Annotated in this window: 15 protein-coding genes; 5 read left to right on the top strand and 10 right to left on the bottom strand. The window is 67.2% G+C overall.

All coding sequences use genetic code 11. The features are described from left to right. Window positions 1–16 precede the first annotated feature (16 nt). Together WS46_RS06670 and WS46_RS06675 are read left to right on the top strand one after the other, a co-directional pair. Window positions 17–556, top strand: coding sequence for an L-2-amino-thiazoline-4-carboxylic acid hydrolase (locus tag WS46_RS06670; RefSeq protein WP_059690202.1), 540 nt, complete (start codon window positions 17–19; stop codon window positions 554–556). Next, on the top strand, window positions 549–1,805 hold the full coding sequence (locus tag WS46_RS06675) for a Zn-dependent hydrolase (protein WP_059689873.1): 1,257 nt from the start codon (window positions 549–551) through the stop codon (window positions 1,803–1,805). The genes WS46_RS06670 and WS46_RS06675 overlap by 8 nt, the downstream gene beginning before the upstream one ends. 21 nt (window positions 1,806–1,826) lie before the next feature. Here WS46_RS06675 and WS46_RS06680 read toward each other — a convergent pair whose 3' ends face one another. The 9 genes from WS46_RS06680 to WS46_RS06720 form a co-directional block, all read right to left on the bottom strand. Next, a complete protein-coding gene (locus tag WS46_RS06680; RefSeq protein WP_059689874.1) occupies window positions 1,827–2,663 on the bottom strand; it encodes a cytochrome c in 837 nt (278 codons plus the stop codon). 166 nt (window positions 2,664–2,829) lie between these two features. Then, window positions 2,830–4,128 carry a hypothetical protein gene (locus WS46_RS06685; RefSeq protein ID WP_082725282.1) on the bottom strand — a complete coding sequence of 433 codons (1,299 nt, stop codon included), beginning with the start codon at window positions 4,126–4,128 and terminating at the stop codon, window positions 2,830–2,832. Further along, the gene (gene glmS / locus WS46_RS06690; protein ID WP_059524957.1) at window positions 4,128–5,951 is read right to left on the bottom strand and encodes a glutamine--fructose-6-phosphate transaminase (isomerizing); all 1,824 of its coding nucleotides are present in this window, start codon (window positions 5,949–5,951) and stop codon (window positions 4,128–4,130) included. Before glmS ends, WS46_RS06685 begins: the two co-directional genes overlap by 1 nt. 118 nt (window positions 5,952–6,069) lie before the next feature. Further along, window positions 6,070–6,558, bottom strand: coding sequence for a hypothetical protein (locus WS46_RS06695; protein WP_059524958.1), 489 nt, complete (start codon window positions 6,556–6,558; stop codon window positions 6,070–6,072). Continuing rightward, window positions 6,536–7,807 carry a poly-beta-1,6-N-acetyl-D-glucosamine synthase gene (gene pgaC / locus WS46_RS06700; protein WP_059689875.1) on the bottom strand — a complete coding sequence of 424 codons (1,272 nt, stop codon included), beginning with the start codon at window positions 7,805–7,807 and terminating at the stop codon, window positions 6,536–6,538. The genes WS46_RS06695 and pgaC overlap by 23 nt, the downstream gene beginning before the upstream one ends. Continuing rightward, a complete protein-coding gene (gene pgaB / locus WS46_RS06705) occupies window positions 7,804–9,897 on the bottom strand; it encodes a poly-beta-1,6-N-acetyl-D-glucosamine N-deacetylase PgaB (RefSeq protein ID WP_059524962.1) in 2,094 nt (697 codons plus the stop codon). The genes pgaC and pgaB overlap by 4 nt, the downstream gene beginning before the upstream one ends. Window positions 9,898–9,912: 15 nt before the next feature. Next, a complete protein-coding gene (gene pgaA / locus WS46_RS06710) occupies window positions 9,913–12,708 on the bottom strand; it encodes a poly-beta-1,6 N-acetyl-D-glucosamine export porin PgaA (protein WP_059689876.1) in 2,796 nt (931 codons plus the stop codon). Window positions 12,709–12,811: 103 nt separating this feature from the next. Next, complete coding sequence (locus WS46_RS06715; RefSeq protein ID WP_059689877.1) at window positions 12,812–13,570, bottom strand: hypothetical protein; 759 nt, start codon at window positions 13,568–13,570, stop codon at window positions 12,812–12,814. A gap of 75 nt (window positions 13,571–13,645) precedes the next feature. Continuing rightward, the gene (locus WS46_RS06720; RefSeq protein WP_059525671.1) at window positions 13,646–14,068 is read right to left on the bottom strand and encodes a hypothetical protein; all 423 of its coding nucleotides are present in this window, start codon (window positions 14,066–14,068) and stop codon (window positions 13,646–13,648) included. A gap of 405 nt (window positions 14,069–14,473) precedes the next feature. On the opposite strand from WS46_RS06720, the gene WS46_RS35100 reads away from it, so the two are divergent. Continuing rightward, entirely contained in the window at window positions 14,474–14,701 is a 228-nt protein-coding gene (locus tag WS46_RS35100; protein WP_156443085.1) for a hypothetical protein, read from the top strand. A gap of 16 nt (window positions 14,702–14,717) precedes the next feature. On the opposite strand, the gene WS46_RS06725 is transcribed toward WS46_RS35100, so the two are convergent. Further along, complete coding sequence (locus tag WS46_RS06725) at window positions 14,718–15,713, bottom strand: LysR substrate-binding domain-containing protein (RefSeq protein WP_059689878.1); 996 nt, start codon at window positions 15,711–15,713, stop codon at window positions 14,718–14,720. Between the two features lie 797 nt (window positions 15,714–16,510). On the opposite strand from WS46_RS06725, the gene WS46_RS06730 reads away from it, so the two are divergent. Together WS46_RS06730 and WS46_RS06735 are read left to right on the top strand one after the other, a co-directional pair. Next, a complete protein-coding gene (locus tag WS46_RS06730) occupies window positions 16,511–17,926 on the top strand; it encodes a circularly permuted type 2 ATP-grasp protein (RefSeq protein WP_059450610.1) in 1,416 nt (471 codons plus the stop codon). A gap of 64 nt (window positions 17,927–17,990) precedes the next feature. Further along, the gene (locus tag WS46_RS06735) at window positions 17,991–18,932 is read left to right on the top strand and encodes an alpha-E domain-containing protein (RefSeq protein ID WP_059524971.1); all 942 of its coding nucleotides are present in this window, start codon (window positions 17,991–17,993) and stop codon (window positions 18,930–18,932) included. Window positions 18,933–18,937 lie beyond the last annotated feature (5 nt).

Consider the following 18,937-nt stretch of genomic DNA (forward strand, 5'->3'; position numbering starts at 1 on the left):
GACGGAGACGAATCCCATGACCGACACGACACATGCATCCACGGCGGCACCCGAGGACACGCGCCTCGGCATCCTCGCGCGGCGCCGCATCGAAGCGGAAATCATCAAGCCGATCTACGAGATCATGAAGCGCGAATTCGGCGCCGAGCGCGCGCAGGCCGTGATCGCGGAAGCCGTGCGCGGTGCGGCCGTCGACGCGGGCCGCACGTTCGCGGCGCAGGAGCCCGACGGCACGAGCGTGAAATCGTTCATCGCGCTGCAGGTGCTGTGGGAGAAGGACGATGCGCTCGACGTCGAGGTGCATCGCGCGGACGACGCGCACTACGACTACGACGTGCATCGCTGCAGCTACGCCGAGATGTATCACGCGATGGGGCTCGGCGAGATCGGCCACCTGCTGAGCTGCGCGCGCGACAGCTATTTCATCGAGGGTTACGATCCGCGCATCGCGCTGACGCGCACGAGCACGATCATGCAGGGCGGCAAGCGCTGCGATTTCCGCTATGCGTTGCGCACGACACCGCGCGACGACGCGCCGGAGGCCGGCAATGCGTGACGATCTCGCGGGCGCGCCGCGCGTCGACGGCGCGCGGTTGTGGGCGTCGCTCGAACGGATGGCGCAGATCGGTGCGACGCCGAAAGGCGGCGTCTGCCGTCTCGCGCTGACCGACCTCGACCGCGAGTCGCGCGACCTGTTCGTGCAGTGGGCGCGCGATGCCGGCTGCACGGTGCGGGTGGACCGGATGGGCAACGTGTTCGCGCGCCGCGCGGGCCGCCATCCCGATGCCGCGCCGGTGATGACGGGCTCGCACGCCGATTCGCAGCCGACCGGCGGCCGCTACGACGGCATCTACGGCGTGCTCGGCGGCCTCGAGGTCGTGCGTGCGCTGAACGATGCGGGCATCGAGACCGAGCGTCCGATCGACGTCGTGATCTGGACCAACGAGGAAGGTTCGCGCTTTGCGCCGGCGATGATCTCGGCCGGGGTGTTCGCGGGCGTCTATCCGCTCGAATACGGTCTGTCGCGAACGGATGGCGCGGGCAGGACGATCGGCGAGGAACTCGCGCGGATCGGCTACGCGGGCGCCGAGCCTGTCGGCGGCTATCCGGTGCATGCCGCCTACGAACTGCATATCGAACAGGGCGCGATTCTCGAACGCGCGGGCAAGACGATCGGCGTCGTGACCACCGGGCAGGGGCAGCGCTGGTACGAGGTAACGCTGACGGGCGTCGACGCGCACGCGGGCACCACGCCGATGGAATTCCGGCGCGACACGCTGGTGGGCGCCGCGCGGATGATCGAATTCGTCGATGCGCTCGGCCGTCGCCATGCGCCGCACGCGCGCGCGACGGTCGGGATGATCGAGGCGCGGCCGAATTCGCGCAACACGGTGCCGGGCGGCTGCTTCTTCACGGTCGAGTTTCGCCATCCTGACGATGCGGTGCTCGACGAGCTCGACGCGGCGCTGCGTGCGGAACTGGCCCGCGTCGCGACCGACGCCGGCCTCGGTGCGCGGATCGAGCAGATCTTCACGTACCCGCCGGTGCCGTTCGCACCGCGCTGCATCGACGCGGTGCGCGATGCGGCGCAGGCGCTCGGGCTGCCGCACATGGACATCGTTTCCGGTGCGGGTCACGACGCGTGCTACATCGCGCGCGTTGCGCCGACGGGCATGATCTTCGTGCCGTGCGTCGACGGGCTGAGCCACAACGAGGCCGAGGCGATCACGCCGGAATGGTCGGCGGCGGGTGCCGACGTGCTGCTGCGCGCGGTGCTGCAAAGCGCGCAGGAACCGGGCGCGTGATGCGCGCGTGACGGGCGTGGCTTACTTGCCCGCCTTGCGCCGCGCCATGAACGCGAGGTAGGCGACGATCTGGTCGAGCTCCCGGTCGCTCAGTTGATCGGGCGGGAATGCCGGCATCAAGCGGCCCGGCCAGTCGCGCACCGATGCCGGATTGCGGATGTAGCGGCGCAGCGCGGCGGGCTGGAAGTAGTCGACCGGATTCATCGGCGCGTTCAGGTCGGGGCCGGCCTGGCTGCTGCCCGCGCCGTCGAGGCGATGGCACGCGAGGCACTGCGTGACGAACAGGCGCTGGCCCGCGCGGGCCGGATCGTTCGCCGGCAGCGCGGGATCGACGGCGAGCGATGGCCAGCGCGCGAGCGGCGACGATTCGATCGTGATGCGCACGATCTGATACGGCCATTGCTCGCCGCGCACCGACGATGCATCCGGCCCGAGCCACACGAGATAGAACGGCCCGGCGCTGACCTGCTTGCCCGGCAGCTTCGGCCACGGATGCGCGGGGTCCTCGATCGCGAGCCACGCGACGGCGCCGGCCGGCGCACGGCGGCGCGCGAGATCCAGCGGCAGTTGCGCGGCGAAACCGTCGGCCGCGCGCGTTTCGAGCACGCCGTCCGCCGGCAGCGGCGTGTCGCCGAGCAGGGCGGCGAACGGCACCGCGCGGAACGTCATCGGCCGGCCGTACGCGATGTCGCGCGGCACGTGGATGTCCGTCGCGTCGGCGCGCGCGAGCAGCGCCTGGCGCGTCAGCACGCGAGGCGTGCCGTCGGTCTCGAGTTCGAGCGAGCCCTGCGCGGACGCGCGCGTCGCGATCAGACACACCGTCACCAGCAACAGCGAAAACCACCGGCGCTTCAGCATTCGTTCTCCGTGGGGGCGTTCCGGCGGCGGCAGAAAGGCGAGCGCGCGGCCGATGGATGGAATCGGGCGACAGTCTAGCCGGTACGGGCGTCGCTGGCGAATTCGATGGGGGATCGGCGCAATTACACGGGGCGACGGTGTCGGTCCGGTCCCGTTCGCGTCGCCGTCAATGTGTCGGACACTGCGCGTCGGTCTTCGGTAAAGGCGCTTCCCGTGCCGTGTCGAAATCGGCTTCGCGCGTCCCGGACGGCGTCAGCGACACGAAATGCATCGTGCCGCCGCGTGCCGCGAACCCGGCGATGCCGGTCGAGCCCCACGGAATCGGCGAGCGCTGCGCGCCGCTCACCGACATGCCGGTTGCCGAAAGCGCCAGCGTCAGCAGCCGCCCGTCGCGCGTCGGCACATACGCATGCGTGCCGTCGACGCCGATCCCGGATTCCCGCACCGACGCCGGCAGGCAGTCGAGCGTCGCGAGGCGATGGCCGTCCGGGTCGATCAGCATCGCGACACCGCGGTTGTCCGCCGTCGTCGTGACCACGACGAAGCGGTCGATCGCCGGCACGTACGCGGACGAATACACGTAGTACTGGATCGCGTCGCTCAGCGGCCCGAGCTTGTCGAGTTTTGCCGTGACCGGATCGAACATCGCGTATTCGAGCGTCGCATCCGTGCTGCCTTCGATGTATTTCTGCCAGACGAGCAGCGCGCGGTGCGGCGAGCCGGCGACCACGGGCCACCATTCGCGGCGGTGCGGCGCGACCGGCACGTGATTCAGCACGCGTCCGTCGGCATCGTAGGTTTTCACGTAGACGCCGTTGCCGGTGCCGAGGTTGTCGACGCCGCCGCCGTCGATCCAGTCGGCGGAATAGAACACGACGAAGCGTTCGCCCACCGCGGCGACATGCCCGGAGTGACCGCCCGCCTCGACGTCGTTCGGGTAGGGCTTGATCGGCTTCAGGTCGCGCCGATAGACGCCGTAGCGCTGGCTGACCTCCTGCGGCGTGTTCCAGCCGTCCTCGAACGTGACGAAGATGTCGCCGCGCGGATTCTGCGCGATCGATACGGGCTCCTGAGCTTCCGGACGGCTGATGAACGTACGGACGCGCAGCAGACGCGGCTTGCCCGGCAGCCATTCGCCGACGTACACGTCGTGCGGCCAGTTGCCGTTGCGCAGCGCGCCGCGCGGCGCGATGCCCGAGCTGCTGAAGAACACCCAGCGCCGGCCGTCGCCGGCGTCGGCCACGCCGATTCCGTGCATGAAGCGCCGCGGGTCGCCGCTGTCCTGCGGCGACGCGGGCGCCTGCACGGTGACGGTGTGCACGACCGGTGGGCCGGCGAACGTGTGCGACGGTGCCGCGATGGCGCAACACGCGCCGCAGAGCACGGTCGCGACACGCCACGCGGCGGCGCGCGCGCCCGCATGGGCGCGCACGGTGGCGATCGGCGTCGCGACCGGCCGTCGCATCATTCGACGGTGACGGATTTCGCGAGGTTGCGCGGCTTGTCGACGTCGGCGCCGCGCGCGCACCCGACGTGATACGCGAGCAGCTGCAACGGGATCACATTGACGATCGGCGACAGCGCGTCCCCGGATTCGCGTACGCGGATCAGGTGCGTGTCGCGGTCGGCGTCGATCTCGAGATGATGGCCCGCGAGCACGTACAGCCGCCCGCCGCGTGCGCGCACTTCGGCCATGTTGGACTTCAGCTTCTGAAACAGGCGGTCGTCCGGCGCGATCGTGACGACCGGCATCGCGCTCGTGACGAGTGCGAGCGGGCCATGCTTCAGTTCGCCGGCCGGATAGCCCTCCGCATGGATGTACGACACTTCCTTCAGCTTCAGCGCGCCTTCCAGCGCGATCGGGTAGTGAATGCCGCGCCCGAGGAACAGCGCGTTCTCGGTGCGCGCGAACTTCGCGGCCCAGCCCATGATCTGCGTTTCCAGCGCGAGTGCATGAGCGATGCGATCCGGCAGTTCGTGCAGTTTCTTCAGGTGCATCGCGACATGCGCCGCATCGAGCCGGCCGCGTTGCTGCGCGAGCGTCAGCGTCAGCACGAACAGCGCGACGAGCTGCGTCGTGAACGCCTTGGTCGATGCGACGCCGAGCTCGATGCCGGCTCGCGTCAGGAAGCTGAGTGGCGCGCCGCGCGCGATCGAGCTGGTCGCCACGTTGCAGATCGCCATCGACATATCCTGGCCCATCGCGCGCGCGCGCTCGATCGCGCCGATGGTGTCGGCAGTTTCGCCGGACTGCGAAATACCGACGACCAGCGTGCGCGGATCGGGCACGGTGTCGCGGTAGCGGTATTCGCTCGCGATCTCGACCTGCGCCGGAATGCCCGCGATGCCCTCGAGCCAGTATTTCGCGGTCAGGCCCGCGTAGTAGCTGGTGCCGCAGCCGAGCAGCAGCACGCTCCGGGTCTTCGACAGCAGCGCGCGCGTGCTGTCGCTGCCGCCGAACAGCGCGGGCGAGATCGTGTCGACACCGTCGATCGTGGCGGCGATCGCCTTCGGTTGCTCGAAGATTTCCTTCTGCATGAAGTGCTGATACGGGCCGAGCGCGGCGTCGTCGTCGCGTGCCTTGACCAGGCATAGCGGACGCTGTGCCTCGCTCCCGATCGCGTCCACCACGTCGATCCGTTCCGGCGTGATCAGCGCGACGTCGCCGTCTTCCAGGTAGACGAAGCGGTCGGTCAGGTCGCCGAGCGCCGCGCAGTCGGACGCGAGGTAGTTCTGGTCCGCGCCGATGCCGATCACGAGCGGCGAGCCCGCGCGCGCGGCGACGAGCCGCTGCGGCTCGCGCGCGCTCAGCACGGCGATCGCGTACGCGCCGTGCAGCCGCTTGACCGCGCGGGTGACGGCATCGAACAGGTCGTCGCGATACATGCTGTGGATCAGATGCGCGATCACCTCGGTGTCGGTCTCGCCGCGAAACGTGTAGCCGCGCTCCCGCAGTTCGGCGCGCAACGCATCGTGGTTTTCGATGATCCCGTTGTGCACGACCGCGATCGTGTCGCCCGACATGATCGGGTGCGCGTTCATTTCCGACGGCGCGCCGTGCGTCGCCCAGCGCGTGTGCGCGATGCACGTCTGCGCTTCGAGGCCGAGCGTCAGCACGCGGTCCTGCAGGTCCGCCACGCGTCGCAGCGTGCGTTCGCTGCGCAGGCGGCCGTCACGCAGCACGGCGATGCCGCACGAGTCGTAACCGCGATACTCGAGCCGGCTCAGTGCATTGACCAGTTGCGGCACCTGATTGTTCAGGCCGCTTGCTCCGACGATTCCGCACATGATTCACCTCGTCTACAGGAAGTTGCAGGCCGGCGCGCGACACGCGACGGCGCGAATCCGGGAGCGGTGTCGCGTCGCGCGGCATGCGTCGCGTCCGGCGCGGCACGTCTCCGGTGACCTATTCGCGGGGCTGCGGTCCCGCGTGCGCGATCCATTCGATGCCCGAGATCGAGCCGTTCGCATCGTGCGACGCGACGAGGATGCGCGACGTGCGCCGCGCGCCGCGCCGGCGGGCGCCCGCGAGCGCGGTCGGCGGCAGCGAGCGCATCTTCACGCTGGCCGAGCGCCGCAGCATCTTCGAGACGCGCAACCGGTACGCGAGGGGGTGCACGACACGTCCCGCGATCAGCCACGTGACGATCGTGCCGGCGATCAGCGCGATGCTCGTCACGTAGAACACGATCTGCTCGATCGGCATCTCGGCCTGGTTGAACGGCAGCAGGTAGCGGTACGTATAGATGCAGATCGATGCCCACACACCTCCGACCAGCGCGGGCCGCACGAGGCGGAACCACGCGACGAGCACGGGCCCGACGATGCCGCCGCGTTCGGCGATCAGTTCGCGCGGGGCGCGCAGGGAAAGGTCAATAATCGGTGCGTTCTTCATGTTGAATGCCTCGGTCGGGACTGACCCAAACGGCGCGCTTGCCACGGCCCCGCAATACGACGGCGGGCAGGGCGACGACGGTGGTGACCATGCTGATCAACCAGAACGCGACGGGGTACCAGACGGTGTCAAGGAAATACATCAGGAGTTTTTCGTCGTAACGACGATCGATCATGCTGCCGATGATCAGCTGCAGGATGCAGGTCGCGACCAGCAGCATCCCGTGCCAGTGCGGCACCACGGATACGTGCCAGGTCTGCGGAAGCGGGTAGACGACGTCGATCAGCGCGAGCAGCAGGATGAACGACATCGAATAGGCCCACGCGATGCCGATCAGGTACTCGACGAACAGCGGCCACATCATCATCTGCGTCGGTCGCGCGAGCGTGCCCGCGTACTTGAGCAGCACCTGGATGCCGCCCTTCGCCCAGCGCAGCCGCTGCCGGTAGAGCCCCTTCAGCGTCTCGGGCATCAGGATCCAGCTGAGCGCGTGCGGCTCGTACACGACGCGCCAGTCGCGGCACTGCAGCTTCCAGCTGATGTCGATGTCCTCGGTCAGCATGTCCGAGCTCCAGTAGCCGACATCGGCGAGCGCGGTCTTGCGGAACATCGTGATCACGCCCGATACCGTGAAGATGCGGCCGTACACCTGCTGCGTGCGCTTGATCAGCCCGACGATCGACGAGAATTCGCCGACCTGCATGCGCCCCAGCAGCGACGTGCGCGTGCGGATGCGCGGGTTGCCCGTGACCGCGCCGACGCCCGGATCGGTCAGGAAATGCTCGAGCATCCAGCCGATCGCGTCGTGCGCGAGCAGCGCGTCGCCGTCGATGCAGAGCAGGTATTCCGCGTTCGATACCGCGGCCGCGGTGGTGAGCCCGACCGCCTTGCCTTCGTTGCGCGCGTGATGGATCACGAGCAGCCGCGGGATCTCGACGGCCAGCTCGTTGAGGATCTCGCCGGTGCGGTCCTTGCTGCCGTCGTTGACCGCGATGATGTCGTAGTTCGGGTAGTCCATCGCGTTCAGGTGGCGGATCACGCCGCGCGCGTTCGCCGCCTCGTTGAAGCACGGCACGACGATCGAGATCTTCGGGATTCCGCTCGCCGCGATCGTGCGCGTCGACAGCTCGCGGCCTTCCTCGAGCAGGAAGTAATGGACGACGCCACCGATCATCCACAGATACGACATGAAGAACGGATAGTAGAAGACGAAATCCTGAAGGCGCTGGATGATGCTGTGGGTGGTCATGGCGTCTTGGTTCCCTGCGCATGCTGCATCTGCATCAGCGCGTTGATCGAGGTCGGATCGAGCCGCGACTTCAGCGACATCACGTCGCGCATCGCGTCGAGCTCCGGCTGGCCGTTCAGGAAGTTGTCCGGGTAATAGCCGAAATTCACCGCGCCCTCGCTGCGCAGCCGCCGCATCTGAGCGAGCAGCGTGCGGGCCGGCACGTCCTTGTGCGCGTGCCAGTCGTACGACTGCAGTTCGAACACGGTGCGCTGCAGCCCGCGCTGCTTCGTACGGACGGTGCGCACGAGCTGGTCGAGCCAGCCCTCGGGGTCCTTCGCCTGTTCCATGTACGGCATCGCCATCAGCGCGACGTAGTCGTAGGTGGCAAGGAAATCGTCGTAGTTCTGCGCGTACCACGCTTCGGACTCGGGCTTGAGCACCGGCATCGCGAAGATGTTCCGCGCGGTCAGCACGTCGCCCACGTTCTGGTGCGCGAGCACGATCTGCTCGAGCTGGCGGGTCAGGTCGATCAGGTAGCGCGACTTCTGGCGCGTCCAGCGCTTCATCAGGTCGGGGTTCTCGCGGATCTTGCCGACGTCGGCCGGCAGCCCCCACTGCGAATAGGTTCGTAGCGCATGTCGGCCCGCATCCTCGTAGTCGTCGAGCACGGCGTCGTCGCTGAACAGGATGCCGCTGAACGACGCGTGCTTGCTGAGATCCTCGTAGACCTGCTGGATCATCAGCCGCGCTTCCGGATCGAACGGGCTCAGCCGGAACACGCGCGTGCCGTTCTCGCGGGCCGGCGCGCCGCCGTATGCACTGACGGCCTCGAGGCCCTGATGCTTGTCCGGCGGCGGCCGGAACGCAAGCACCGGCATCCATGCGTAGACCTGCACGTTGGAGCGCGTGTTGAGCTGCCACGCGGCGCGCGAGAACAGGTCGGCGCGCATCGGCAGGTGCCGGTTCGGGAAATACACGGCTTCGGCCACGCCCGTGCCCTTCGGGTCGGCATAGGCCTGCAGGTACACCGATTTCGGCTGCATCCGGTAGATGCGCTCGATCAGCTTGCCGAGATTCGCTTCCTGCCGCGCGGGATCGGGGTCGTAGACCTGATCGAGATCGACCTGCACGATGCGCTCGGGCACGTCGACGTCGCCGCGGTTGGATGCCGGCTCGCGCATCGAGCGCTCGAACCCGCCGATGTCGACGTCGTACATCATCAGGATCCGCCTCAGCCGGTCCAGCGGCACGTCCGGCGTATTCGGGCCGGCGTCGAGGCTGAACTGGATGTCCATGCCGAGCGACGTCGATATCTTGCGCACGGGCTGGTTTTCCGCGCCGTATGGCCACACCATCGAGCGTGCGACGATGCCGGTGCGTTCGCGGATCTGCCGCACGCATGTCTGAAGGTCGTCGTGCACGCGCGCTTCGAATTCGGCGTCGGTTTCATAGCGCTTCTCGTTCTGCAGGTAGAGGTGCGACGTGGTCGCCGGCAATTCGTTGCCTTGCGGATTCGCGACCGCGCCGTGATGGAGGTTGTGGGTGTGGCAGCCGAGTTCGACGAGGTGAGATTGACCAACCTTCTGCACCTCCTCCCACGACATGAAGTAGTCGCGCGGCACCTGGATCTTGTCGCTGATGCGGATCGGCGCATTCGGCGGCGCATCGATCCACGCCGTGACGATGCCCATCACGGCCGGATACTTGAAGCGCTCGAGCAGCGGCAGCACCTTCGTGTAGTGGCTGCGGTAGCCGTCGTCGAACGTGAGGAGCACCGCGCGCGGCGGCAGCGGCTTGCCGCCGTGCCGCGATTCCTCGATCTGCTTGACCGTGATGGTGTGGTAGTTGTTGGTCTGCAGCCACGAGAAGATCGCGGTCAGCGTGCCGGTATCGACCGCGAACGGGTCGACCATCGCCGACGGGGAGGAGAACGACGCCATCAGGTTGTCGCGCACGTCGTGCAGGCAGATCACGCGGAACGTCTTGCCGTCGGCCGGATCGGACGGCGGCAGCAGGTCGATCATCCGGGCGTTCGACACGCCCGGGAACAGCGAACAGGCGGCGAACGTGCCGAGGCATCCGCACATGAAGGTCCGTCTGGTTTGCATTGCGCGATCTCCTTGCTAGAACGGCAGGTTGACCGACAGGAAGCCGGTTTCGGAGCGCTCGCGCTGGCCGTCGTACGCATGGCTGCTGACCTCGACGCCGTAGCTCAGCGTGATGTCGTGCTTGAACGTCCACGCGTGCTCGAGGCGTGCGCTCCACAGCGGGCTGGTGCCGAAGCCGCGCTCGTTGTACACGCCGCCCGACACCGATACGCGCTGCTGCAGCGACATGTCGCCCTTCTTCCACAGCGTCAGCTGGTGCATGACGGTCGCCGCGGCCGCGTAATCGCGGCTCGGGCTGAAGTAGGGCGCGTCGTGGCGCGTGTTGCTGTCGGTGCCGAGGTCCAGCGATACGTTGACGAGCTGATTGGCGGACGTGTACACGCGCTGCGTGGCGATTGCCGTGATTTCCTGGTGCAGGTTCGAATCGCTGTACCGGCTCACGCCGTAGTTCAGCTTGACCTCGCGACGATCGTTCTGCCGATATACGACCGAGACGTTCGCGGAGCGGCCCCAGATGTGCGCGGCATACGCCTTCCACGGCAGCGAGTTGTCGTTGGTGTCGAGCCCGGCGCTGACCGTCCAGTAGTCGTTCAGCGCGTATGCGATCGATCCGCGGCCGCCGGTCCGGCCGTCCGCGCCGAACGAGCGGGTGACTTCGCCCTGCACGGTGAGCGGCCCGTGCCGGTAGTCGCCGCCGACACCCGTGCGCGTGCGGCTGACGCTGCCGGAGTCGGTCTGCGCATGGCCGAAGAACGTGTGCGAGAAGACGCGCCAGTTGTCGCCGAATGGTTGGGAGTACACATAACTGTCCGACGTGAAGCTGTTGTCGGCCAGCGCGCTGTTGCCGTGCTCGAAACTCAGGTCGGTCGTGAACACGGGGCTGCGGTATGCCTTGTAGTCGCGCTTGAAACCGCGCACGGCGCCGCTGTCCGGAAATACGTTGTCCACGGTCTGGTCGACGTACTTCGCGGTCGCGTAGTCGTCCGCCACGAGCGCCGCGCGGCCGAGGCCCGCGAGCATTTCGACGCTGTCCGGGTGGTCGGTCAGCGAAGCGCGATACATCGCGATCGCCTGGCGCGGATGCGCCTGGCCCGACACCGCGTCGGCATGCGCGGCACGGACCTCCGCATTGAACGGCACCTGTTGCTCGAGCTGCTCGAGCGCGGCGATCCCTTCGTCGACGCGGCCCGTATAAATCAGGTATTGCGCGCGCAGCCGGTAGTAACGCAGAAAGTCGCTTTCTTCCGGACCGTAGTTGCGCACTTCCTTGGCCGGCGGCAGCGACTTGCCGATGTCGTCGAGCACCTGCTTCGCGTCCGCCGCGCGTCCCTGGTCGACGTACGACCAGAACAGCCCTTCGCGCAGTTCGATCGCACGCGTGCGAGCACCGTACTGGAAGCCGCGGGTCGCGCGGTCCGTCGGCGCGGCGGTCGCCTGCTTCAGCGCGCGCTGGTACACGCCGTTCGCCTTGGCCGGTTCGCTCAGGTAGAGGTAGGCGTCGCCGACGGCCGCCAGCGCGTCGATCGAGATCTCCGCGTCGGACGGAATCGTCTCGAACGTCGCGACGGCCTTCGTCATGTCGCCGCGCGCCGCGTAGGCGACGGTGCGGTCGCCCGCGAGCGCCGTCCTGACCGGCGAATATTCGGGCGTGGCCGGCATCCGCTTGTCGAGGTCGTCCGCGGCGTGCAGCGCGCTGTCGAGGCCGTCGAAGCGGTCGGAACTCGTCATCGAGCGCGATTTGTCACGTCCGCCGCGCACCTGCTGGCGAATCGCCAGTTCCTCCAGCTGCGCGACGTCGACGGCGGAGAACGCATCGGGCCGTGCCTTCGCTTCCTCGAGCGCCTGGATCGCGCCGCCGCTCGCCGCGAGACCGAACACGTCGTTGCGCACCGTCGCGACGTCGGCGGTACGCAGATTCGGCATCTGGGCATTCGGCGCTTCGACGTCGGGGCCTTGCGACCGTTGCGTCTGCTCGCCGGGCAACTGGGCGCCGGGCGTCTGTGAATTCGGCGTCACGGAGGACGGGGGCGGCGAGCCCGGTGTCTGGGTGACGGGCGCGGGCGAGCCCGGCATCGGGGTGCCGGAGGCCTGCGCGGTTTGCGTCGGCGCGGTCGAGGGCGCGGTGGTTGGGGCCTGCGCGGGTTGCGGCGGCGGCTCCGGTGTGTGCGCGACCGGCGCGGGCGAACTGGACGCAGGTGTGTCGGACGTTGTCGCGGTAGTTTGCGCCGGCGTGTCGGGCGGCTGCGGGTTCGCGGCCTGTGCGACGCCGATCGGCGCGTCCGATGCCTGCGCGACGGGTGCCGGCATATTTGACGGCGCGGTGTCGGATGCCTGGGCCGGCTGCATCGGGGCGCTCGACGTCGGCTCGATCGGTGGCGGCGTACTCGGTGGCGCGGTATCGGTCGCCTGGGCGATCTGGATCGGCGCGCCCGGCGCCGGTTCGCTCGGCTGGGCGACGTCCGGGTCCACCACGACCGTGGTCGGCATCGCCTGCGGTTGCGGGTCCGACGCCTGCGCGAGCTGCATCGACGCATCCGATGCCTGCGCGATCGGCGTCGGCGCCTGCGGGGGCAGGGCGTTCCGACCCTGGGCGATTCCCAGCGACGCCGCCGTCGGTTGCATGTCGGGCGGCAGCGCATCCGTCGCGCCGCGCGTCCCGGCGATTTCGCTCGCGCCGCTCTGGGCCGCGTCGCCTTCGGCGGCAAGACAGGAGCCGGACGCGATGAGCAGCAACAGCAATGGCGCATGCAGGAGGATCCGCCGGTTGGGCGGAGCGGCGGTGGTGCATTGTTGCCTACGATTGTTAGCCACGATGTCTCCTCACTCTGAAACGATCACATCGGTTGCACGCCCGACGACGCGCGCCGCCGGTCGTCGTGCCGCCGGCAGCGAGGCCCGGCGGCATCCGGCCGCTTCACAGGCGGTTGCGGATCGCTTGTCCAAGCAGCGCGCGCGATTCGCTGTTTTTCGGGTCGATGGCGAGCGCGCGGCTCGCGTTCTGCTCCACGCAATTCCATTCGTCGATCCGTGCGCACCAGCGCGCCCGGGCCAGTGCGCGCGCGCCTTCCAGTTCGTCGCGCGTGACGCTGGTGGCCTCCATGTGCGGCGAGTCGGCGAGATACGATTGCGGTTGACGACGCGGCGCGGGGTCGGTGTGTTTTTTCGTGCTTGCGAGCGCCTGCGAACGTGACGTGCGGTGCGTGTCGCCGGGCCGCGCCGCGCGATCGCCGGCCGATGCGGCGAGCGCGTTGGCCGCGAGCGTCGTGGGCGGCACATGCGCGGGGTGCGGGTGTTTCGCGGCGGCGCGGGCAGTCGTGCGTGGCGACGCGGCCGGCGCCGCCGTGGCCGACACGGCAGATGTTGCCGACGCATACGGCGTTCCCGGCACGGAAGGCGTAACCGGCTCGGCCTGCGCGACGGTCGATGCCGCGCCGGAGGCGTCGGCCGTCGCGGCCGCAATGGCGTTGCGATACTTTCCGACGGCGCTGCGGATCATGCCGGCGATGTCGTGCGTCACGGTTGCATGGCCGACTCCCGCGTCCCGCTGGACGTACGCGAAACCGCCGAAGATCGCGGCAAACGCAATGATGCTGAGTGCCGCACTCTTTCCGGGGCCCCAGGCGGGCTTCGACTGACGGACGGGCGAGCCGTCCGGTCGTTCTGCACGAGTCATTCAGTTCTCCTCGATTCGACGGATTGCGATGCACGACGCGAGCACGTGCCATCGCCACGCGGATTCAACCGACGCTCACCACCGCAACTGCGTGGTGAGTGCGCCCGTTTCGACGACCGCGAATTGGGTCGAGCCCTGATAGGTGCCCTCGACCCGGTAACTTGCATCGGGCACGCTGAACAGACAGCGCGGTCCCGTTGCCTTGAATTCGACGAGCACGCGGCCATGCCGTCGCAGCCGCACCTGCACGTTCGACAGCGGTTGCCCGTTCGCGCCTGATACGAACGACACGCCGAGGTTGTAAGGGCGACCATCGGGGGGAAGCGGCGCCGTACCGTCGATTCGCGCATCACCGCAGATGTACGAAATCATGTATCGCCCGGCCTCGGCGTCGGACGAGGGTGCCGGGGGCTGGGTCTGTGCCGCGGCATTGATGCAGAGTGCGGATACGACGATGCCGAGGAGCGGGCGAGCATGCTGTTCAAACGAGGAAGACATTGCAACCTCCATCCGAAATCGCTGACAGCGCATTTATTCCGATTTGAAATGGGCGACGTTCTTTTTGCGACATGCTATTGATACACGATGGGTTTTGAACAAACAATCGCGTGTGGCCCGAATGGGGCATGCTTTAAATGTCTTATTTAAATAGGATTGGTACTCATTCGACGAAATGGATCAGCACTGAACAAAGTCGATATTGCCGAACATGAAATTTGCTCGCCGGTAGCGATGACCATTTCGAAATTTTCCGACGTAAGTGGTACCGAACTTTGTGCCGAAAAATAACGACTGATAAAAGGAAGACTTGCCTCTGTCATCGGCAAATCACGATGAATCATGAAGCACAGGTCAGCTAAATCGAAAGGGCTGGTATGACGTTTTTGGCAAGATTGTCGTTACATGAAAATCGAAACTTTTGATATGTTGTGTAACAGGGTATTTCCGTCATCCAAGTCGACAATTCATTCGGATTCGCAAACGTTTGGCGGTATCGTGGAATTGATCGAGCGTGCGGAACGCATATTGAAGACGAAACGGGATCAAAAAATGCTTCGCGACGGCGAACATGAAATACCGGAGCGCCGCGCGGATTGTATCCGCGCGGCGCTCCGGCAAATCGGGCGATGAGGGGCGGTGGAGGGTGTTACCGGCTGCCGCCGGCGCTGCGGCGCGCGATGCGCACCGCCGGCTCGATCGACGGCTCGGCCGCACGCGTGCCGTCGGCCGCGACGCGCGGGCGGTTCATGATGTAGGTCCACAACTGCTCGGCCGCGAGCCCGCGCTTGCGGGCCGACCGGTACAGGCGAATCTCGAGCTCGGTGATCCAGTCCGCCGAGCCCGCACGAACGAGCGAACCATCCGCGAGTTCTTTCGCCACGCAGCTTTCGGGCAGCCAGCCGATGCCGTGCCCGGCCACGACCATTCCTTTCAACGCCTCGGACATGTGCGTCTCGAAGCACCGATGCAGCGCATACGATTCGGACGCGTTCAGCAGCAGCATCTCGACGACGTTCCCGAGGAACGCGCCCGACGAATACGCGAGGAGCGGCAGCGGCGCGTCCGGCGTGCCGGGCAGTTCGAATACCGGCTTGCCGCGCGCATCGGGCGTCGACACCGGCAGGATCCGCTCGACGCCGAGCGTGACGAACGGGAAGTGGTTCGGATCGAGCACGATCGGCAATTGCGGATGGTGATAGCCGAGCAGCAGATCGCATTCACCTTCGACGAGTTGCTGCACGCCTTCGGGCACGTTCACCGCGTTCACGCGCGCGGTCACGTGGCCGACTTCGCCGTTCAACTGCTTGAGCCATTCGGGGAACAGCGTGAACACGAGCGTATGCGCGACCGCGAAGCGCACGACCTGGTCGCTTGCCGCGAACTGGTCGTAGCCGTTCACGAGGTTGCGTGCCGCATACATGCTGCGCAGGATGTCCGCGGCCAGCCCGCGGAACATCTGCCCGGCCGGCGTCAGCGCGATCGGGTTGATGCTGCGGTCGACCAGCTTCGCGTCCATCCATGTTTCGAGCGCGGCGATTCGTCTGCTGAATGCCGACTGCGTGAGGTGCCGATGACGCGCGGCCCGGGAAAAACTCTTGGTATCCGCAAGGCTCAGGAAATCTTCCAGCCACTTTGCTTCCATGTTGATCTTCGCTTTTTATAGTCGGCGCCGGAAGGCGGCGGCGCCGTTTCACTGAACCGGTTTGGTAGCGTACCGCGCCTCGCGCATCGGAGCCGATGTTTTTTTTCGATTGGTGTTAGTCGAAATATGCATGGGCGTTGTCGGCGGGATTACGGCTACATACGGTTGAGGTGCCGGACCCGGCTAACCGGTTAGTTCACCGCGTCGAACTGCCCGACTTGCCGCAGACGGTACTTCCCCCCAGGGCCGGCCGCGCACCCGCGCGCGCCGGCTCGCCTTTCCGCTATTCCGCCCGGGCAACCGAAGGATGTGGCGCAATCCCCGTCGCGGTGCAGGGCGGGCCGCCGCAATGGCTCGCCGATGCCGCGTCGCGGTTCGCTGCGATGCGGCAAGATCGGGCGGGAAGGTGGCGGGGCGCGGGCGACCGCACGGCGACGGGGGAAGCCGCGCCGACGCAGGCGCGGCGCCGCTGCCGGCTGGCGGCGCCGAGAGTCGCGGAGGCGCGCCGCCAGGGGAAGGATTGGTGCAGTGCAGATTGCACAGTCGTGACACGCGGGGGAACTATGTTCGACAGGCGCGGTGCAGCGGAGGCCGTGCGCGGGCACGGCACGCCTCTGGCGCGTCCTGCGTCGAGCGCATCGCACCATCGTGGTGCGGCGTGCCGCGGGGGCGTGCCGGCCGTGCGACAAAAAGGGGGAACCTGAGGGAATATCGCAAGGCACGTTCCTTGCAAGGCAGTCAGTACGCCGGTCCGGCATGCGCAATGCCGGGGAAAACGATCGATGGAGAAAAGATCGATGAAGCCATTCGATGAAATGCTGCAATCCGGCGACATGGTGAGGGCGCCTTACGCGCGCCTCAAGCAGTGGCTCGACACGCAGAACCCCGCGAGCCTCGCCCAGAAGGCCCACGACGCGGAAGGCGTGTTCCGCAGGACGGGCATCACGTTCGCCGTGTACGGCGACGCGCAGGCCGCCGAGCGGCTGATTCCGTTCGATATCGTGCCGCGGATCATCTCGGGCGCGGAATGGAGCCGGCTGTCGCTCGGCATCGAGCAGCGCGTGATGGCGCTCAACGCGTTCCTCGACGACATCTATCACCGCCAGGAGATCGTGCGGGCCGGCATCGTGCCGAAGCACCTGATCGCGCACAACGAGGCGTTCATCCCGGAGATGATCGATTTCCGGCCGCCCGGGAACGTTTACACGCACATCATCGGCGTCGACATCGTGCGCACCGGCGAGAACGAGTTCTACGTGCTGGAGGACAACGCGCGCACGCCGTCGGGCGTGTCGTACATGCTGGAAAACCGCGAGACGATGATGCAGCTCTTCCCCGAGCTGTTCCAGCAAGTCAAGGTGCGCCCGGTCGAGACCTATCCGCAGATGCTGCGGCAGTCGCTCGCGGCCGTGTGCCCGCCGGGCGGCAACGCCGACAACCCGACCATCGCCGTGCTCACGCCCGGCATCCACAATTCCGCGTACTACGAACATTCGTTCCTCGCCGACCAGATGGGCGTGCACCTCGTCGAGGGCAGCGATCTGCAGGTGGTCGACGGCCGCGTCGCGATGCGCACCACCGAAGGCTTCCGGCCGATCGACGTGCTGTACCGCCGCGTCGACGACGCGTTCCTCGATCCGCTCACGTTCCGGCCCGATTCGGTGCTCGGCGTGGCCGGGATCATGGACGTCTACCGCGCCGGCAACATCACGATCGCGAACGCGCCCGGCACCGGCATCGCCGACGACAAGGCGATCTACTCGTACATGCCGGAGATCGTCGAGTTCTACACGGGCCGCAAGGCGCTGCTGGAGAACGTGCCGACCTGGCGCTGCGGCGAGGCCGACAGCCTGAAATACGTGCTCGACCATCTCGACGAACTGGTCGTGAAGGAAGTGCACGGCTCCGGCGGCTACGGGATGCTGGTCGGTCCGTGCGCATCGAAGGCCGAACTCGAAGCGTTCGCCGCGAAGCTGCGCGCGCGTCCCGCGAACTACATCGCGCAACCCACGCTGGCGTTGTCCACGACGCCGATCCTGACCGAAGCCGGCCTCGCGCCGCGCCACGTCGACCTGCGGCCGTTCGTGCTGGTGTCGGACCGGATCCGCATCACGCCGGGCGGGCTCACGCGCGTTGCGCTGCAGGAGGGATCGCTCGTCGTCAACTCGAGCCAGGGCGGCGGCACCAAGGACACCTGGGTGCTGGCCGACTGAGCCGGGCACGACCGCGCGCGCCGCAGCCGGCGCGCGAACCGAACGAAGACGGAGTGGACACGAGATGCTTCTGGGACGAACTGCAAGCGGTCTCTACTGGATGTACCGCTATATCGAGCGCGCGGAGAACATCGCGCGCATCGTGGATGCCGGGCTGCGGATGGCGCTCACGCGCACGTCCGACGCGCCGGCCGAATGGTCGTCGGTGCTGGTCAGCTCGGGCGCGGACGACGGCTATCGTCAGAAGTACGACGCATATGCCGCCGACACCGTGACCGACTACCTGCTGCGCGACCGCGACAACCCGTCGAGCGTGCTGTCGTGCATCGAGAACGCGCGCTCGAACGCGCGGATGGTGCGCACGGCGCTCACCCGCGAGGCGTGGGAGAGCGTGAACGGCGCATGGCTCGCGCTGCGCCACGCGCTCGCGCAGCCGGTGCCTGAGAGCGGGCTGCCGGCGGTGCTCGACGAAGTGAAGCGTGAAACCGCGCTGATCCTCGGCAGCTTCTACAGCACGATGCTGCGCAACGAGATCTTCGATTTCGCGCAGATCGGCGCGTTCGTCGAGCGCGCCGACAACACCGCGCGGATTATCGACGTGAAATACCACCTGCTGCTGCCGTCGGTGTCGCACGTCGGCACGATCCTCGACAACTACCAGTGGGAGACGATCCTGCGCTGCGTGGCCGCGCACCGCTCGTATCGCTGGGTGTACGACGTGCAGTACAAGCCGATGAACATCGCCGATTACCTGATCCTGAACGGCCGCATGCCGCGTTCGCTGCGCTATTGCTACGGGCGCGTGGTGTCGAGCCTGAACATGCTCGCGAAGGATTACGGCGTGACACACCCGTGTCACGACACGGCCACGAAGATTCTGCAGATGCTGTCCGACACCTCGGTCGAGCGCATCTTCAAGAGCGGCCTGCACGAGTTCCTGACCGACTTCATCGGCCGCAACAACAGCCTCGGGATCGATATCGCCCAGGCTTACAACTTCGACTGAGACTT

Source organism: Burkholderia sp. RF4-BP95, from assembly GCF_001521985.1.
GTDB lineage: Bacteria > Pseudomonadota > Gammaproteobacteria > Burkholderiales > Burkholderiaceae > Burkholderia > Burkholderia diffusa.

Excerpts from the sequence above, each read along its gene's own strand:
- glmS (WP_059524957.1), bottom strand. The coding sequence starts at position 5,951 with ATGTGCGGAATCGTCGGAGCAAGCGGCCTGAACAATCAGGTGCCGCAA.
- WS46_RS06680 (WP_059689874.1), bottom strand. The coding sequence starts at position 2,663 with ATGCTGAAGCGCCGGTGGTTTTCGCTGTTGCTGGTGACGGTGTGTCTG.
- WS46_RS06675 (WP_059689873.1), top strand. The coding sequence starts at position 549 with ATGCGTGACGATCTCGCGGGCGCGCCGCGCGTCGACGGCGCGCGGTTG.
- WS46_RS06715 (WP_059689877.1), bottom strand. The coding sequence starts at position 13,570 with ATGACTCGTGCAGAACGACCGGACGGCTCGCCCGTCCGTCAGTCGAAG.
- WS46_RS06685 (WP_082725282.1), bottom strand. The coding sequence starts at position 4,128 with ATGCGACGGCCGGTCGCGACGCCGATCGCCACCGTGCGCGCCCATGCG.
- pgaC (WP_059689875.1), bottom strand. The coding sequence starts at position 7,807 with ATGACCACCCACAGCATCATCCAGCGCCTTCAGGATTTCGTCTTCTAC.
- WS46_RS06720 (WP_059525671.1), bottom strand. The coding sequence starts at position 14,068 with ATGTCTTCCTCGTTTGAACAGCATGCTCGCCCGCTCCTCGGCATCGTC.
- WS46_RS06730 (WP_059450610.1), top strand. The coding sequence starts at position 16,511 with ATGAAGCCATTCGATGAAATGCTGCAATCCGGCGACATGGTGAGGGCG.
- WS46_RS06725 (WP_059689878.1), bottom strand. The coding sequence starts at position 15,713 with ATGGAAGCAAAGTGGCTGGAAGATTTCCTGAGCCTTGCGGATACCAAG.
- WS46_RS06695 (WP_059524958.1), bottom strand. The coding sequence starts at position 6,558 with ATGAAGAACGCACCGATTATTGACCTTTCCCTGCGCGCCCCGCGCGAA.
- WS46_RS06735 (WP_059524971.1), top strand. The coding sequence starts at position 17,991 with ATGCTTCTGGGACGAACTGCAAGCGGTCTCTACTGGATGTACCGCTAT.
- WS46_RS06670 (WP_059690202.1), top strand. The coding sequence starts at position 17 with ATGACCGACACGACACATGCATCCACGGCGGCACCCGAGGACACGCGC.
- pgaB (WP_059524962.1), bottom strand. The coding sequence starts at position 9,897 with ATGCAAACCAGACGGACCTTCATGTGCGGATGCCTCGGCACGTTCGCC.
- WS46_RS35100 (WP_156443085.1), top strand. The coding sequence starts at position 14,474 with ATGAAAATCGAAACTTTTGATATGTTGTGTAACAGGGTATTTCCGTCA.